This is a genomic window from Serratia sp. BNK-23 (genome assembly GCF_047456145.1).
GTDB lineage: Bacteria > Pseudomonadota > Gammaproteobacteria > Enterobacterales > Enterobacteriaceae > Serratia > Serratia nematodiphila.
In genome coordinates this window covers 5083137-5099840 of record NZ_CP179900.1, presented here as the reverse complement: position 1 = coordinate 5099840, position 16704 = coordinate 5083137, and the positions used below count along the sequence as shown (strand labels likewise).

General features: G+C 59.4%; 18 protein-coding genes. 11 read left to right on the top strand and 7 right to left on the bottom strand.

Annotated elements, in window-relative coordinates:
* Positions 1–5 precede the first annotated feature (5 nt).
* Complete coding sequence (gene rraA / locus ACMGF9_RS24225) at positions 6–491, top strand: ribonuclease E activity regulator RraA (protein WP_004931090.1); 486 nt, start codon at positions 6–8, stop codon at positions 489–491.
* A 60-nt stretch (positions 492–551) separates the two neighbouring features.
* Here the strand turns inward: rraA and zapB are convergent, their stop codons facing one another.
* Positions 552–791 carry a septal ring assembly protein ZapB gene (zapB, locus tag ACMGF9_RS24220; RefSeq protein ID WP_004931092.1) on the bottom strand — a complete coding sequence of 80 codons (240 nt, stop codon included), beginning with the start codon at positions 789–791 and terminating at the stop codon, positions 552–554.
* Positions 792–1314: 523 nt separating this feature from the next.
* On the opposite strand from zapB, the gene ACMGF9_RS24215 reads away from it, so the two are divergent.
* The 3 genes from ACMGF9_RS24215 (at position 1315) to glpX (ending at position 4849) form a co-directional block, all read left to right on the top strand.
* Positions 1315–2160, top strand: a complete 846-nt coding sequence (locus tag ACMGF9_RS24215) for an MIP/aquaporin family protein (protein ID WP_015379417.1) — start codon at positions 1315–1317, stop codon at positions 2158–2160.
* A 42-nt stretch (positions 2161–2202) separates the two neighbouring features.
* Positions 2203–3711, top strand: coding sequence for a glycerol kinase GlpK (gene glpK, locus ACMGF9_RS24210; RefSeq protein WP_004931097.1), 1509 nt, complete (start codon positions 2203–2205; stop codon positions 3709–3711).
* A gap of 127 nt (positions 3712–3838) precedes the next feature.
* Positions 3839–4849: a class II fructose-bisphosphatase gene (glpX, locus tag ACMGF9_RS24205; RefSeq protein ID WP_016929713.1), complete on the top strand. Its 1011-nt coding sequence runs from the start codon at positions 3839–3841 to the stop codon at positions 4847–4849.
* A gap of 194 nt (positions 4850–5043) precedes the next feature.
* On the opposite strand, the gene emrD is transcribed toward glpX, so the two are convergent.
* A complete protein-coding gene (gene emrD, locus ACMGF9_RS24200; protein ID WP_004931102.1) occupies positions 5044–6228 on the bottom strand; it encodes a multidrug efflux MFS transporter EmrD in 1185 nt (394 codons plus the stop codon).
* Between the two features lie 297 nt (positions 6229–6525).
* Here emrD and ACMGF9_RS24195 point away from each other — a divergent pair, with 297 nt between their 5' ends.
* Both ACMGF9_RS24195 and fpr read left to right on the top strand, forming a co-directional pair.
* Positions 6526–7137, top strand: a complete 612-nt coding sequence (locus ACMGF9_RS24195; RefSeq protein WP_004931104.1) for a helix-turn-helix transcriptional regulator — start codon at positions 6526–6528, stop codon at positions 7135–7137.
* A 3-nt stretch (positions 7138–7140) separates the two neighbouring features.
* Complete coding sequence (fpr, locus tag ACMGF9_RS24190) at positions 7141–7887, top strand: ferredoxin--NADP(+) reductase (RefSeq protein WP_004931107.1); 747 nt, start codon at positions 7141–7143, stop codon at positions 7885–7887.
* An 8-nt stretch (positions 7888–7895) separates the two neighbouring features.
* Here the strand turns inward: fpr and ACMGF9_RS24185 are convergent, their stop codons facing one another.
* Positions 7896–8315 (bottom strand): DUF805 domain-containing protein, encoded by a 420-nt coding sequence (locus ACMGF9_RS24185; RefSeq protein WP_004931108.1) that lies wholly within the window; start codon positions 8313–8315, stop codon positions 7896–7898.
* A 199-nt stretch (positions 8316–8514) separates the two neighbouring features.
* On the opposite strand from ACMGF9_RS24185, the gene ACMGF9_RS24180 reads away from it, so the two are divergent.
* Together ACMGF9_RS24180 and tpiA are read left to right on the top strand one after the other, a co-directional pair.
* On the top strand, positions 8515–9099 hold the full coding sequence (locus ACMGF9_RS24180) for a DUF1454 family protein (protein WP_021504458.1): 585 nt from the start codon (positions 8515–8517) through the stop codon (positions 9097–9099).
* 127 nt (positions 9100–9226) lie between these two features.
* Positions 9227–9994, top strand: a complete 768-nt coding sequence (tpiA, locus tag ACMGF9_RS24175) for a triose-phosphate isomerase (RefSeq protein ID WP_004931113.1) — start codon at positions 9227–9229, stop codon at positions 9992–9994.
* 65 nt (positions 9995–10059) lie between these two features.
* Here the strand turns inward: tpiA and ACMGF9_RS24170 are convergent, their stop codons facing one another.
* The 4 genes from ACMGF9_RS24170 to cpxP all read right to left on the bottom strand — a co-directional run bounded on the left by ACMGF9_RS24170 (position 10060) and on the right by cpxP (position 13943).
* Positions 10060–11049 carry a sulfate ABC transporter substrate-binding protein gene (locus ACMGF9_RS24170; RefSeq protein ID WP_015379419.1) on the bottom strand — a complete coding sequence of 330 codons (990 nt, stop codon included), beginning with the start codon at positions 11047–11049 and terminating at the stop codon, positions 10060–10062.
* A 185-nt stretch (positions 11050–11234) separates the two neighbouring features.
* Positions 11235–12197, bottom strand: coding sequence for a 6-phosphofructokinase (gene pfkA / locus ACMGF9_RS24165; protein WP_004931116.1), 963 nt, complete (start codon positions 12195–12197; stop codon positions 11235–11237).
* Positions 12198–12428: 231 nt separating this feature from the next.
* Entirely contained in the window at positions 12429–13331 is a 903-nt protein-coding gene (gene fieF, locus ACMGF9_RS24160; RefSeq protein ID WP_015379420.1) for a CDF family cation-efflux transporter FieF, read from the bottom strand.
* Positions 13332–13463: 132 nt separating this feature from the next.
* Complete coding sequence (gene cpxP, locus ACMGF9_RS24155; RefSeq protein WP_004931122.1) at positions 13464–13943, bottom strand: cell-envelope stress modulator CpxP; 480 nt, start codon at positions 13941–13943, stop codon at positions 13464–13466.
* Positions 13944–14091: 148 nt separating this feature from the next.
* On the opposite strand from cpxP, the gene cpxR reads away from it, so the two are divergent.
* The 3 genes from cpxR to trmL are packed head-to-tail and all read left to right on the top strand — an operon-like array spanning position 14092 to position 16698.
* On the top strand, positions 14092–14790 hold the full coding sequence (cpxR, locus tag ACMGF9_RS24150; RefSeq protein WP_414160462.1) for an envelope stress response regulator transcription factor CpxR: 699 nt from the start codon (positions 14092–14094) through the stop codon (positions 14788–14790).
* Entirely contained in the window at positions 14787–16181 is a 1395-nt protein-coding gene (gene cpxA / locus ACMGF9_RS24145; protein WP_015379421.1) for an envelope stress sensor histidine kinase CpxA, read from the top strand. The genes cpxR and cpxA overlap by 4 nt, the downstream gene beginning before the upstream one ends.
* A 43-nt stretch (positions 16182–16224) precedes the next feature.
* Positions 16225–16698 (top strand): tRNA (uridine(34)/cytosine(34)/5-carboxymethylaminomethyluridine(34)-2'-O)-methyltransferase TrmL, encoded by a 474-nt coding sequence (gene trmL / locus ACMGF9_RS24140; protein ID WP_015379422.1) that lies wholly within the window; start codon positions 16225–16227, stop codon positions 16696–16698.
* Positions 16699–16704: the final 6 nt, after the last annotated feature.

Genomic DNA, 16704 nt, shown 5'->3' with positions numbered 1-16704 from the left:
ATCCTATGAAATACGATACTTCCGAACTTTGCGACATCTATCATGAAGAGGTGAACGTTGTTGAACCTCTGTTCTCCAATTTTGGCGGGCGTACTTCATTTGGCGGGCAGATCACCACGGTGAAATGCTTTGAGGATAACGGCCTGTTGTTCGATCTGCTTGAAGAAAACGGTCGCGGCCGCGTGCTGTTGGTCGACGGCGGCGGTTCGGTACGCCGGGCGCTGATCAACGCCGAACTGGCGCGCCTGGCCGCCCAGAACGAATGGGAAGGCATCGTGGTGTACGGCGCGGTGCGCCAGGTGGACGATCTGGAAGAGCTCGACATCGGCATTCAGGCGATGGCGGCGATCCCGGCGGGTGCCGTAAGCGAAGGCGTGGGCGAAAGCGATATCCGCGTCAACTTCGGTGGCGTCACCTTCTTCTCAGGCGACCACCTGTATGCCGACAATACCGGCATCATCCTCTCCGAAGACCCGCTCGACATCGAGTGATTTTCGGACATGAAAAAGGGCGCCTCAGGCGCCCTTTTCGTTGCTGCATGGCGTAAGGAATCAAACCTCTTCCATTTTGCCCAGCAGCGCGCGCAGGCGATCTTGCCATACGTGCTGTTCTTCTTTCAGCTGTTGGTTTTCACGCACCAGCGCTTCGTGGTTGCCGGAGGCAGCCTGAACTTCCTGCGACAGAGAGTTGTTTTTGTCTTTCAGCTCTTCAATTTCCATCTGCAACAAGGTGATGGTATCAATCGCCTGCTGTACTTTTGCTTCCAGTTTCTCAAATACTTCAAATGACATGCTTCAGTCCCCTCATGATAGCAAGGCGTACATCTATAAGTAGCGGCCGCAACGTCGGCTGCAGCTACTGCGAATATTGCATCGCGCTCAGTGACGCGCGCCGTTACGAAAGGCGCGCCGGTCTCGATTCGTTAAAAACGATTGTAAGTAGCCAGTCTCCGCCTGTCTAGCAACATACCGGATCATCGCGCAGTCTGTTGCAATTTTCCTGCCCTCGCCATCAGCAAAAACTGAAAATCCCCATCGCCGCCGCCGCGAGTTGTTAACGCCCCTCGCTAAACCACTGGTCAGATCACACTTTTATGGCTCAGAAAGAACACTAAACGACGCGAAATCGCTCAATTTTATGACGCGCCACACACATTTTGATTTCGCTATTTCTCGTTTATGTTCGTTAACGATAAATTTACATCACGTCCTCATTCAATAATTGGACGAGATGAAAAAACTGTGCCCATAGGTCAGATGTATACCTGGCTGAGCCTATAAACCAACAACCGCCGTTTTGCAGGACACCAACATTATGAGCCAAACCACCAGTCCGACATTAAAAGGCCAGTGCATCGCCGAGTTCCTCGGCACGGCGCTGCTGATCTTCTTTGGCGTAGGCTGCGTTGCCGCGCTGAAACTGGCGGGCGCCAGCTTCGGCCAGTGGGAAATCAGCATCATTTGGGGCCTGGGCGTCGCCATGGCCATCTATCTGACCGCCGCGATTTCCGGTGCGCATCTCAACCCGGCGGTCACCCTCGCCCTGTGGCTGTTCGCCTGCTTCGACGGGCGCAAAGTGGTGCCTTACATCATTGCGCAGGTCGCCGGCGCCTTCTGCGCCGCGGCCTTGGTCTACGGGCTGTACTACAATCTGTTCTTCGACTTCGAAGCGGCCCACCACATGGTGCGCGGCAGCAACGAAAGCCTCGAACTGGCCGGCATCTTCTCGACTTACCCTAACGCGCACATCTCCGTAGGCCAGGCCTTCCTGGTAGAAATGGTGATCGCTGCAATCCTGATGTGCCTGATCCTGGCGCTGACCGACGACGGCAACGGCATTCCGCGCGGCCCGCTGGCGCCGCTGCTGATCGGTATTCTGATTGCCGTGATCGGCGCCTCCATGGGACCATTGACCGGCTTTGCGTTGAACCCGGCGCGTGACTTCGGGCCGAAACTGTTCGCCTACCTGGCCGGCTGGGGCAAAGTCGCCTTCACCGGCGCACGCGACATCCCGTACTTCCTGGTGCCGATCTTCGCCCCTATCGTCGGCTGTGGCCTGGGCGCTTTCGGTTACCGCGCGCTGATTGGCCGCCACCTGCCGTGCGACGTCTGCGTGACGGAAGAAGAGCCTGACGCCAAGACCCAGCAGCGTAAAGCGTGATGGGTGCAGTTTTACACGGTTAACAACAGCAGGATAATTACCATGACTGTAGAAAAAAAATACATTGTCGCACTCGACCAAGGGACCACCAGCTCACGTGCCGTCGTGCTCGATCACGACGCCAACATCGTTGCAGTATCGCAGCGCGAATTCCCGCAGATCTATCCAAAGGCCGGCTGGGTTGAGCACGACCCAATGGAGATCTGGGCGTCGCAAAGTTCGACGCTGGTAGAAGTGCTGGCGAAAGCCGACATCAATTCCGATCAGATCGCCGGCATCGGCATCACCAACCAGCGCGAAACCACCATCGTCTGGGAAAAAGAGACCGGCAAGCCGATTTACAACGCCATCGTTTGGCAGTGCCGCCGCACCGCCGACATCTGCGAGAAGCTCAAGCGCGACGGCCTGGAAGAGTACATCCGTCACAACACCGGCCTGGTGGTTGACCCGTACTTCTCCGGCACCAAGGTGAAGTGGATCCTGGACAACGTCGAAGGCGCCCGCGAGCGCGCCAAGCGCGGCGAACTGCTGTTCGGCACCGTGGATACCTGGCTGGTGTGGAAAATGACCCAGGGGCGCGTACACGTCACCGATTACACCAACGCCTCACGCACCATGATGTTCAACATCCACGAACTGGACTGGGACGAGCGCATGCTGGAAGTGCTGGATATCCCGCGCGCCATGCTGCCGAAAGTCCGCCCGTCCTCCGAAGTGTACGGCCAGACCAACATCGGCGGTAAGGGCGGCACGCGTATTCCTATCGCCGGTATCGCCGGTGACCAGCAGGCGGCACTGTACGGCCAGCTGTGCGTTCAACCGGGCATGGCGAAGAACACCTACGGCACCGGCTGCTTCCTGCTGATGAACACCGGCAAAGAAGCGGTGCGCTCGAAAAACGGTCTGCTGACCACCATCGCCTGCGGCCCACGCGGCGAAGTGAACTATGCGCTGGAAGGCGCGGTGTTCATCGGCGGTGCGTCTATCCAGTGGCTGCGCGACGAGCTAAAACTGATCAGCGACGCCGCCGACTCCGAATATTTCGCCACCAAGGTGAAAGACAGCAACGGCGTCTATGTGGTGCCGGCCTTCACCGGCCTGGGCGCGCCCTACTGGGATCCGTATGCTCGCGGCGCCATCTTCGGCCTGACCCGTGGTGCCAACAGCAACCACATCATCCGCGCCACGCTGGAATCCATCGCCTTCCAGACCCGTGACGTGCTGGACGCCATGCAGGCCGACGCCAACACCCGCCTGCAATCGCTGCGCGTGGACGGCGGCGCGGTCGCCAACAACTTCCTGATGCAGTTCCAGTCCGATATTCTCGGCACCCGCGTAGAACGCCCTGAAGTGCGTGAATCGACGGCGCTGGGCGCGGCGTTCCTGGCGGGCCTGGCCATCGGCTACTGGAACGATCTGGATGAAGTGAAGAGCAAAGCGGTGGTTGAGCGTGAATTCCGCCCAAGCATCGAAACCACCGAACGCAACTACCGCTACAGCGGCTGGAAAAAAGCGGTGGCTCGCGCTCAGGCATGGGAAGATCACGAGTAATCCCGAAGCTGCCGTTTCGCCAACAAGCGCTGCCTGCGGGCGGCGCTTTTTTTGCCCCGCCCTGCCGCCACCGCGCTGTGATAGACTTTGTCGATATTTTCCTCCCTTTCTCACAGACAGGTTTGCCATGAAACGTGAATTAGCCATCGAATTCTCCCGCGTTACCGAAGCCGCCGCGCTGGCGGGCTACAAATGGCTGGGACGCGGCGACAAGAACGCCGCCGACGGCGCGGCGGTCCACGCCATGCGCATCATGCTCAACAAAGTGGATATCGATGGGCGCATCGTGATCGGCGAAGGCGAGATCGACGAAGCACCGATGTTGTATATCGGCGAGCAGGTCGGTACCGGTCAGGGCGACGCAGTCGACATCGCGGTCGATCCGATCGAAGGCACCCGCATGACCGCCATGGGCCAGTCCAATGCGCTGGCGGTATTGGCGGTGGGCGATCGCGGCACCTTCCTGCACGCGCCGGACATGTACATGGAGAAGCTGGTGGTCGGCCCGGCGGCGCGCGGCGCCATCGATCTCAACCGGCCATTGGCCGAGAACCTGCAGAACGTCGCCGAACGACTGGGCAAACCGCTGTCGCAGCTGACGGTGATTGTATTGGCCAAACCGCGCCACGACGGCGTCATCGCGCAGATGCAGCAATTGGGCGTGCGAGTATTCGCCATTCCTGACGGCGACGTAGCGGCCTCCATTCTCACCTGCATGCCGGAAAGCGAGGTCGATGTGATGTACGGCATCGGCGGCGCGCCGGAAGGGGTGATCTCAGCCGCGGTGATCCGCGCGCTGGACGGTGACATGCAGGCGCGTTTGCTGCCGCGTCATGAGGTGAAAGGCGACAGCGCCGAAAACCGCCGCATCGGCGAACAAGAGTTGGCCCGCTGCCGGGAGATGGGTATCGAAGCCGGCCAGGCGCTGCGTCTGGATCAGATGGCGCGCAACGACAACGTGATCTTCTCCGCCACCGGCATCACCAAGGGCGATTTGCTGGAAGGCATCAGCCGCCAGGGCAACATGGCCACCACCGAAACGTTGCTGATCCGCGGCAAGTCGCGCACCATCCGCCGTATTCGTTCGACCCACTATCTGGATCGCAAAGACCCGGCGCTGCACGAGTTTCTGCTGTAACGAAACAGGGCGCCGAATGGCGCCCTGATGATTGATGACAAACCTCATGCCCTTGCCGTGTTGGCAGAGAACAGCGAATAAAAAACAAGGAAAATCAATTTATTGATTTTCGGCTGATAACCACAAAGGGGAGAAAAACCCCGCTTTTTCTCCCCTTTGTCAACGGTATGAGGGCGCCGAATGGCGCCCTGTCGTTATGCGGTATGCCCCTGATGCTGCATACGATTGGACAGCGGCCACCAGCACAGCAGGATCAGCAGCGCCATTGCGAACATCAGCAAGCCGAGGCTGAACTGCCCGGTTTGCGGCAACATGGCGGACAGCCAGGTCGCCAGACCGGACCCCATGTTCTGCATCCCGCCCACCAGTGCGCCCGCCGCGCCGGCCAGGTAAGGGAACGGCTCCATCGCCCCGGTGGTCGCCAGCGGGAACAGCATGCCGGCGCCGAAGAAGAACAGCGCGGCCGGCACGATCAGCGTCCAGATGTTCATCACGCCGAACCAGCCCGGGATCCACATCATCGCCCCCGCCAGCAGGCAGCTAATCACCGAATGCCACATCAGCGTGTGGAAGGTCTTGCCGTCGCGCCCGGCGTACCAGGCGCCGAAAAACGCCGCCGGGATCGGCAGAATGAACAGGATGCTGACGGTCAGCCCACTCAGCCCCAACACGCCGCCCATCAACACGCCGCAGCTGGCCTCGAATACCGCAATCCCCGCCAGCGCGCCGATCAGCATCACCAGATAGCAGCTGAAGGTGCTGTCACCCAGCAGCTGGCGGAAACTGGCCAGCATGCGACGTTTTTCCGTTTGCACCGGGCGGGTTTCCGGCAGCCAGCGGAACATGGCGAAGGCGACGCAGGCGCACAGCGCCAGCAGGAAGGCGTAGCAGGCGCGCCAGCCGAACACCATCGCCAATGCGCCGCCGATCACCGGCGCCAGCAGCGGGCTAACCAAAATCCCCATGTTCAACAGGCTGTTGGCGTAGCGCAGGGCGGTGCCGGCATACAGATCGCGCGGCATGGTGCGCGCCATCACGCCCGCCACGCCGGTGCCCATGCCCTGAATCGCGCTGGCGGCAACCAGCATCGTCAGGTTGGTGGACAGCAGCGCGCCCAGCGCACCGACCAGGAAGATCATCATGCCGGTCAGGATCACCGGGCGGCGCCCGATACGATCCGATATCGGCCCGTAAATCAGCTGGGAGAAACCGTAGGTCAGCAGATACGCCGCCATCACCCGTTGCACGGCGCCGGTGCGAACCGACAGATCGTGGGCGATATCAGCAATAACGGGAACATAAATGGTTTGCGCCATCTGGCCGACGGCGACCAACAGGATAAGCATCACCAGCAGGTGAAAATTCTCTAGTTTTCTCATTATCTTCGTTAACGTTTCAACTCGTCACAGCGTCCCGGTATGGCCGTTGCAGCAGCCAGAACGGCGAGCAGCCCTCTATGGCGGCATAAACTAATCAAATCTGATTTTTTTAGCGAGTTTCAGGCAGATATTGATCCAGGTCACACTGGCAGCAAACCCGACCAGGCTCGTAAATTAAACTGTACGTCTAACGCTTTGGAGTTAAAAATAGCGCCCTTGCAGTAGCCGCGCTTTAGCATTTAATCGATAATTATTTTCATCAACTTGAAATAAAATAACACCATAGGGATTTGGTTCATGAAAACACCTGAGCTGATTTTATTGCAGTTAAAGGCTCTCGGCCCGCACTCGGCCAAAATGCTGGCGGAGCGTCTGGACATCACGCCGATGGGCATCCGACAACATCTGCAATCCCTGGAAAAACGTGAGTTGGTTTGTTACGAAGAAGCGCGCAGCAAGGTCGGCCGCCCGACGCGCTACTGGTCGCTGACAGCGCGAGGGCACGCTTTTGCGGCCGCCGATCAGGAACGGCTGCGGGCATCCGCGCTGCGGCTGTTTGGCGGCGCCGGCGTGGAACCGTTGCTGAACGCGCGTGAAGAGCAGCTTTATCTGCGTTATGCCGAAGAGCTGTCTGCCGAGCGCAGCCACCAAGAGCGGTTAGCCCGATTGGTGCGTCTGCGGCAACATGATGGTTACATGGCTGAATTGCTCGATCATCCGCACGGTGCGCTGTTGGTGGAAAACCACTGTCCGATCGGCGTGGCCGGTTCCAACTGCAGCAGCCTGTGCAATTCCGAGCTGCAGCTGTTTCACCGCCTGTTCGGCAACGACTACCGGATAGAGCGCACCACGCACGCCATTTCCGGCTCACGACATTGTGCTTATTTGATTCGACCACGGGAGCTTTAGAGTATGGCTGAATGGGTAAACGGCAAGGTTACGCAGGTAAAACAATGGACCGACGGGCTGTTCAGCCTGGTGGTCAATGCCCCCATCGATCCTTTCACCGCCGGGCAATTCGCCAAACTGGCGCTGGAGATCGACGGCGAACGAGTGCAACGCGCCTACTCCTACGTCAATGCCCCCGATGACGCCAACCTGGAGTTCTATCTGGTGACGGTGCCGGAAGGCAAACTGAGCCCGCGCCTCAATCAGCTGCGGCCAGGGTCGGATGTCATGGTGACCAAAGAAGCCGCCGGCTTCTTCGTGCTGGATGAGGTGCCCGACTGCGACACGCTGTGGATGCTGGCGACCGGCACCGCCATCGGCCCCTATTTATCGATTCTGCAGCAAGGTGTCGGCCTGGAACGCTTTAACAACCTGGTGCTGGTGCACGCCGCGCGTTTTGCGCGCGATCTGAGCTACCTGCCGCTGATGCAGCAACTGCAGCAACGCTACAACGGCAAGCTGCGCATCCAGACCGTCGTCAGCCGTGAAGAGACGCCCGGTTCATTAACCGGCCGCGTGCCAGCGCTGATCGAGGACGGCCGGCTGGAAGCGGCGATCGGCTTGACCATCGACGCCGAAACCAGCCACGTGATGCTGTGCGGCAACCCGCAGATGGTGCGGGACACCCAGCAAACGCTGAAAGACCACCGCCAAATGCGCAAGCACCTGCGCCGCAAACCGGGCCACATCACCAGCGAGCACTACTGGTAACCCGAGGATCAGCGGAACTTCACCGGTTCGGCTTCCGGGCCGAACCGATTGTCTCCCGGCGTGCCGACGAAGGCGCCCAGATCGATAGTCATCATCACGATAATCAGCGTCGGGATGAAACGCCCGACGCCCCATTGCCAGATCGGCGCCAGCATTTGCCAGTTGCCCGCCGCCAGCATCCACGCCAGGATCAGCAGCAACGCCCACCAGCCGGCCTTGTTGCGATCGTGCAGACGTTTGACCAGCACCGCCGCCGTCGGCCAGAGCAGCGCCACGATAAAGAAGGCGATGGATTGGATGGCGATCAATTGATAATTGGCCAGCGTAAACGCCGCCGCCATCAGCACCAACCACAGCCCCATCCAGATCCAGAAGTCGCGCCGCCCGATGCGGCCCTTAAAAGAAAAACACCACTGTTGTAACGTCATCGATTCCTGCGCTCTAAGCCTGCCCATATTCTGCGCCGCAGTGTAACATAGGCGCTGCCGGGCCGAGTTTTCCGCCTTGCATAACGCGGCGCGCCGCACAGCTTTCTCGTCAGCGAACCGATAATGGCGTGGGATCTTTGACAAGGCCTGCGGGTTATCGCTTTAATCGGAGCCATCTTTGTCCTTGATGCCATACGCCATGCTGAGAAAAACCCTCGCCATCGCCTGCCTGCTGCAGGCCGCCGCCAGCGCCTGGGCCGAACCGCCCGCCGCCGAAGCGAAACCGACCGCGCCTTACCTGCTGGCCGGGGCGCCGACCTTCGATCTGACGGTGGTCAAATTCCGCGAGAAATACAATCGCGACAACCCCAAGCTGCCGATTGGCGAATTCCGCGCCATTCCCGCCGCCGAAGACGATTCGCCGCTGCTGACGCGCGCCGCCAGTAAACTCAACGAAAACCTGTACGCCTCCACCGCACTGGAGAAAGGTACCGGTAAAATCAAAACGTTGCAGATCACGCATCTGCCGCTGCAGCAGGCCAATGAAGAAAAAGCCGCGCGCGCCATCGCCATCAACTACATGGCGGCGCTGATGCGTCAGTTCGAACCGGCGCTGACGGTGGAACAGAGCCAGAACAAGGTGAACAGCCTGCTGGAAAAAGGCAAAGGATCGCGTTTTTACCAACAGCAGGTCGGCGCCATTCGCTATGTCGTCTCGGACAACGGCGATAAAGGCGTCACCTTCGCGGTTGAACCGATTAAGCTGGCGCTTTCCGAGCCGTAACGGCGCGGCATTTAATGACGAAAAGCAAAGCCTTCGCGCTTAATGATCTCTATACTGTTGGGCAGGTAAACTGCCGGTCCGGCAGTTGTCATTTCGACTCTCGCGTTCCCTAGTTGGAGGAAAAAACATGCGTCATCCATTAGTTATGGGTAACTGGAAGCTTAACGGCAGCACCCACATGGTCAACGAACTGATCGCCGGCCTGCGCAATGAGCTGAGCAGCGTTGACGGCTGTGGCGTCGCCATCGCCCCGCCGGTGATGTATCTGGATCAGGCCAAGCACGCGCTGGCCGGCAGCCGCATCGCGCTGGGCGCGCAGAACGTGGACGTTAACCTGTCCGGCGCCTTCACCGGTGAAGTTTCCGCCAACATGCTGAAAGACGTCGGCGCTCAGTACATCATCATCGGCCACTCCGAGCGTCGCACCTACCACAAAGAAAGCGACGAAGTGATCGCCGAGAAATTCGCCGTGCTGAAAGAAGCCGGCCTGATCCCGGTGCTGTGCATCGGTGAAACCGAAGCGGAAAACGCCGCGGGCAAAACCGAAGAAGTATGCGCGCGCCAGATCGACGCCGTGCTGAAAACGCTGGGCGCACCGGCGATGAAAGGCACCGTGATCGCCTATGAGCCGGTCTGGGCCATCGGTACCGGCAAATCCGCCACCCCTGCGCAGGCGCAGGCCGTGCACAAATTTATCCGCGATCACATCGCCAAGCACGATGCCGCGGTTGCCGCTGAAATCATCATCCAGTACGGCGGTTCGGTGAACGACAAGAACGCCGCAGAGCTGTTCTCTCAGCCGGACATCGATGGCGCGCTGGTTGGCGGCGCCTCGCTGAAAGCCGACGCTTTCGCCGTGATCGTCAAAGCCGCTGCCGCAGCGAAAAAAGCCTGATTGCCTTAGGCTTGCCATAAAAAAACCCCGGCAAGCCGGGGTTTTTTATTGCCGTTTAAACGGCATCAGCGTTTGCTGATTTCGTCGAATACGCCGCCGGTGGCGAAGTGCACCTTCTGCGCTTCGGTCCAGCCGCCGAAGGTGTCATCCACGGTGAACAGCTTCAACTGCGGGAACTGCCCGGCGAACTTGGCCGCCACCGCCGCATCGCGCGGGCGGTAATAGTGCTGTGCCGCGATAGTCTGCCCTTCCGGCGAATACAGATATTTCAGGTAGGCGGTCGCCACCTCGCGGGTACCGCGTTTGTCGACCACCTTATCCACCACCGACACCGTCGGTTCGGCCAGGATCGATTCACTCGGGGTGATAATCTCGAACTTGTCTTTGCCCAGCTCTTTCTCCGCCAGCAACGCTTCGTTTTCCCAGGCGATCAGCACGTCGCCGATGCCGCGCTCAACGAAGGTGTTGGTCGAGCCGCGCGCGCCGGAATCCAGCACTTCGACGTTCTTGTACAGGTTTTTGACGAAGTCCTGCGCCTTGGCCTTATCGTTGTTGTTGTGGTGCAACGCGTAGCCCCAGGCGGCCAGGTAGTTCCAGCGGGCGCCGCCGGAAGTTTTCGGGTTTGGTGTGATCACCGACACGCCCGGCTTGATCAAATCAGGCCAGTCATGAATCTGTTTCGGGTTGCCTTTGCGCACCAGGAAGACGATGGTCGAGGTGTAAGGCGCCGAATTGTCCGGCAGGCGTTTGATCCAGTCTTTCTCGATGCGCCCGCGTTCGGCGATAGCGTCGACGTCATAGGCTAACGCCAGCGTCACCACGTCGGCCTCGATGCCGTTGATCACCGACGTCGCCTGCTTGCCGGAGCCGCCGTGCGACTGGCGCACCGTCACCTTGTCGCCGGTTTCCGCCTGGTAGTGCTTGCTGAATGCCGTGTTGTAAGCCTGATAGAACTCACGCGTCGGATCGTATGACACGTTCAGCAACTGAATATCCTTCGCCATGGCGCCGGACGCCAACAGCACCAATGTCAGACCTACACCCCATTTACGCATCGACAGGCTCTCCCAGAAAATTAAGCGCAACCTCAATCGGTTGATTTAGCATCAGAGCCTGCCAGAAACTTTCCCGGCAACTAAAGAATAAAAAATTTTGGGATAGATGATTCTGGAATATGTCACCGGCGAGCATAAAAAAGCCCCCGGGAGCGGAGGCTTTTTGTCGTGCGGTAAGTGGCGTATCAGTACAGCTTTTTTGCCGTTTCCAGCCAGTCGCCCTTGAACGGACGCTTCATGTTTTCGATCGCGTCGATGATGTCGTGGTGCACCATTTTTTCGTTCTGGATACCGACGCAGCGGCCGCCGTACCCCTGCAGCAGCAGTTCGATGGCGTAGGCGCCCATGCGCGAGGCCAGGATGCGGTCATAGGCGACCGGCGAACCGCCGCGCTGAATGTGGCCCAGCACGGTGGCGCGGGTTTCACGCTTGGTTTCCTGCTCAATGTGGCGCGCCAGCTCATCGATATCGCAGATGTGCTCGGTGATCGCCACGATGGCGTGTTTTTTGCCTTTGGCGATGCCGGCCTTGATTTCGCACACCAGATCTTCGCGGTTGAATTCGATTTCAGGCAGCACGATAAATTCGCAGCCGCCGGCAATCGCCGCCGCCAGCGTCAGATCGCCGCAGTAACGGCCCATCACTTCCACGATGGAGATGCGCTGGTGCGACGAGGAGGTATCGCGCAGGCGGTCGATCGCTTCCACCACGGTTTCCAGCGCGGTGAAGTAACCGATGGTGTAGTCGGTGCCGGCGACATCGTTATCGATGGTGCCCGGCAGACCGATGCACGGGAAACCTTCTTCCGTCAGGCGTTTGGCGCCCATGTAGGAACCGTCGCCGCCGATCACCACCAGCGCGTCGATGCCGCGATTCTTCAGGTTTTCAATCGCCTTGGCACGCACGTTTTCATCCCTGAACTCCGGGAAGCGGGCCGAACCAAGGAAGGTGCCCCCGCGATTGATCATGTCGGACACGCTATAGCGGTCCAGCTGCTCCATGCGATCTTCGTATAAGCCAAGGTAGCCATCGTAAATACCAAAAACTTCCAGACCTTCTGAAAGCGCAGAACGCACAACGCCGCGGATTGCAGCGTTCATACCCGGCGAATCACCGCCGCTCGTCAGTACACCGATTTTCTTGATCATGACTACCTCTGAACTGTGTAGATGCAATTTCTTAAGAATTCTGTCTCCGCCGATCGTCTTGAAACCTCTCCGGCTGCAGAAAACCAGCTTTACGGCTTATTGCTGGATATTATATCAAAAACACCCAGCTGAATTGATTCAAGTCACGCAATATAACGGTTAAAACACCGCATGGCACGCTGAGCTAACTCAGATATTCATGATAATACGTTGCGCTATGCCTCTATATGATTATAGCTCCCAATGCCCCTGCCTACCCGGTGGCACCACGGAGCACGGATCCAGGTGAATGATGACATCCGCCCCCGCAAAACGTTGCCGCAGGGCTTGTTCCACCTGATCGGCCAAGCGGTGCGCCTCGCGCAGCGGCAGCGTGTCCTCCATCTCCAGATGCAGCTGGATGAAACGCGTCGGCCCCGACTGACGCGTGCGCAGATCGTGTGCGCCTTTCACCCCGGGCCAGGAGGAAACCACGGCGATAATCGCCTGGCGCTCGTCATCCGGCAACGCCCGATCCAACAGCGACTGCACCGCTTCATAGCCCATGCGCAGCGCGCTATAGAGGATGTAAACACCGATGCCCAGCGCGAACAACGCATCCGCCCGTTGGAAGCCGTACCAGCTTAGCCCAAGAGCGATAAGAATAGCACCATTCATCATGACATCTGACTGATAATGCAGCATATCTGCGCGCACGGCCTGGCTGCGCGTTTTTCTGACCACCCAGCGTTGATAGGTGACCAGCATCAGGGTGCTGACTAACGCGATCACCGTCACGACGACCCCAACGCCGGGATCGCGCAGCGTTTGCGGTGCATACAGATGCTGGAAGCCGGTGAGAAACAGAAACAGGGCGGAACCGGAAATAAACATGCTTTGCGCCAGCGCCGCCAGCGACTCCGCTTTGCCGTGGCCAAAGGTGTGCTCGGCATCGGCAGGCTGCAGCGAATAGCGCACCACCAGCAGGTTGGTCAGCGAGGCGGCGATATCGACCAGCGAATCCACCAGCGCCGCCAGCAGGCTGACAGAACCGGTCTGGTACCAGGCGACGATTTTGATCAACAACAGCGACGACGCCAGCGCGGTAGCGGCCAACGCAGCGGACTTTACCAGGCGTGCATAGCGCTGTTCCATTGAGGGATCCCGGTCAAAAGGTATGGCGCTCAATATAGCGAAATGTCGGATAAAAAAAACCCCGCCATCATGGCGGGGAAGACAGGGATGGTGTCTATGGCAAGGAAAAACAGGGGACTACTCAGTCGTACTTCACTTCTGGGCAGAAGCTTGCTGCAAACCAGAAATTTGTTGCTCCATCTGCTGCATGCGCTGCTGATGTTTCTGGTCTAAAACACTTTTTTGCTCTGGCGTCAGCAGGTTATACATTTGGTTGCGCACCCGGGCCATTTCGACCTGGCGCTTGACCTGCTGTTGGGCCATCTTTTCCGCCTGGGCATACACGGCGGCTTCGTCAAATTTCTCTGCGGTCACCAGTTTATGCATGGCTTCCATTTCAGCTACATTGACACCTGGCAGATCGTGCCGGGCCTGGCGCATCAAATCGCGCATTTGCTGGCGCTGCTGTTCGCTGAGGCTGACACCGTCGAACATATGGTGCTGGCCGGGTATTCGGGTCATCGCGTCGTTGCCGGGAGGTTGGGCTGTGTCCGGTATAGTGTCGGCAGCGAAGGCAGCGGTCGAACCAATTGCCAGCAGTGATGCCATAACTAATGCGGTCACCTTACGCATTTCAACTCCTCAAGCTTTCTCACTTTGCGAATCAACGAGGAGCAGTGTACCGCCGCACCTGAAAACCTGCGTCAGTGCATGTAAAACTACGTAAAGTCATGGAATGGCAACAGTTGATGACGTATTTTGCGTCTGGAGGTAAATCATAATGAACAAGATTCTGTTAGTTGACGACGACCGCGAGTTGACCTCGCTGTTAAAAGAACTGCTTGAAATGGAAGGTTTTAATATCGTCGTCGCGCACGATGGCGAGCAGGCGTTGTCGCTGCTGGACAGCTCCGTCGATCTGCTGCTGCTCGACATCATGATGCCGAAGAAAAACGGCATCGATACGCTGAAAGAACTGCGCCAACATCACCAGACGCCGGTCATCATGCTGACCGCGCGCGGCAGCGAACTGGATCGCGTGTTGGGCCTGGAGCTGGGCGCCGATGATTACCTGCCGAAACCCTTCAACGATCGCGAACTGGTCGCGCGCATTCGCGCCATTCTGCGCCGTTCCAACTGGAGCGAACAGCAGCAGCAGGTCGACAGCGGCGCCCCGACGCTGGATGTCGATGGCCTGCAGCTGAACCCCGGCCGCCAGGAGGCCAGCTTCGACGACCAGGTGCTGGATCTGACCGGCACCGAGTTCACCCTGCTGTATCTGCTGGCGCAACATCTCGGCCAGGTGGTGTCGCGCGAACTGCTGAGCCAGGAAGTGCTGGGCAAACGCCTGACTCCGTTCGATCGCGCCATCGACATGCATATCTCCAACCTGCGGCGTAAGCTGCCGGATCGCAAAGACGGGCATCCGTGGTTCAAAACCCTGCGCGGGCGTGGTTATTTGATGGTATCTGCAACATGATCAACAGTTTGACGGCACGCATCTTCGCCATTTTCTGGTTCACGTTAGCCCTGGTGCTAATGCTGGTGCTGATGGTGCCCAAGCTCGACTCCCGCCAAATGACCTCGCTGCTCGACAGCGAGCAGCGGCAGGGGTTGATGCTGGAACAGCACGTCGAGGCCGAGTTGCAAAACGATCCGGCCAACGATCTGATGTGGTGGCGCCGCCTGTTCCGCGCCATCGACAAATGGGCGCCGCCGGGCCAACGCCTGCTGCTGGTCACCAGCGAAGGCCGGGTGATCGGCGCGCAGCGCAATGAAATGCAGATCGTCCGCAACTTCATCGGCCAATCCGACAATTCGGATCATCCGAAGAAGAAAAAGTACGGCCGCGTCGAACTGGTCGGGCCGTTCGCGGTGCGCGACGGCGAAGACAACTACCAGCTGTACCTGATCCGCCCCGCCAACAGCCCGCAATCCGATTTCATCAACCTGATGTTCGACCGGCCGCTGCTGCTGCTGATCGTCACCATGCTGATCAGCGCCCCGCTGCTGCTGTGGCTGGCCTGGAGCCTGGCGAAACCGGCGCGCAAGCTGAAGAACGCCGCCGATGACGTGGCGCGCGGCAACCTGAAGCAGCATCCGGAACTGGAGGCCGGCCCGCAGGAATTTCTGGCCACCGGCGCCAGCTTCAACCAGATGGTCAGCGCGCTGGAACGCATGATGAACGCCCAGCAACGCTTGATCTCGGACATCTCGCACGAGCTGCGCACGCCGCTGACTCGCCTGCAGCTGGCCACCGCGCTGATGCGCCGCCGCCACGGCGAAGGCCACGAGCTGGCGCGCATCGAAACCGAAGCGCAACGGCTGGATTCGATGATCAACGATCTGCTGGCGCTGTCGCGCGGGCAGCAGAAGGGCGAGCTGGCGCGCGAGCAGTTGAAGGCCAACGAACTGTGGGCCGACGTGCTGGATAACGCCCGTTTCGAAGCCGAACAGATGGGCAAGCAGCTGGAGATCGCTGCGCCGCCCGGTCCGTGGACGCTGTTCGGCAACGCGAGCGCGCTGGACAGCGCGTTGGAAAACATCGTGCGCAACGCCCTGCGTTATTCGCACACCCGCATCGCCGTGGCGTTCAGCGCCGACAATCAGGGCGTGACTATCCAGGTTGACGACGACGGCCCCGGCGTCAGCGCCGAAGACCGCGAGCAGATCTTCCGTCCGTTCTACCGCACCGATGAGGCGCGCGACCGTGAGTCCGGCGGCACCGGCCTTGGCCTGGCTATCGTCGAGGCGGCGGTCAATCAGCATCGCGGCTGGGTGAAGGCCGAAGACAGCCCGCTTGGCGGTCTGCGGCTGGTGCTGTGGCTGCCGCTGCATCATCAACGCCTATCGTCTAAGACAGAACAGTAAGAGTTTGCTATCCTGCGCCCCTCGTTCACGAGGGGCCTGCAACATGCTGAACATCGTTTTATTTGAACCCGAAATTCCACCCAATACCGGCAATATCATCCGCCTGTGCGCCAATACCGGCTTTAATCTGCACCTGATCGAACCGCTGGGTTTCCCGTGGGACGACAAACGCCTGCGCCGCGCCGGGCTGGACTATCATGAGTTCACCCGCGTCAGCCGCCATGCCGATTACGCCGCCTTTCTCGCCGCCGAAAACCCGCAGCGGCTGTTTGCCCTCACCACCAAAGGCACGCCGGCGCACAGCGCCGTCAGCTACCAGGCCGGCGACTACCTGCTGTTCGGCCCGGAAACGCGCGGGTTGCCTGCCGACATCCTCGATGCGCTGCCCGCGCAGCAAAAAATCCGCATCCCGATGCAGGCGCAAAGCCGCAGCATGAACCTGTCGAATGCCGTATCGGTGGTGGTGTATGAAGCCTGGCGGCAGCTGGGCTATGCCGGTGCGCTGATCAAGGCGTAATCCGCG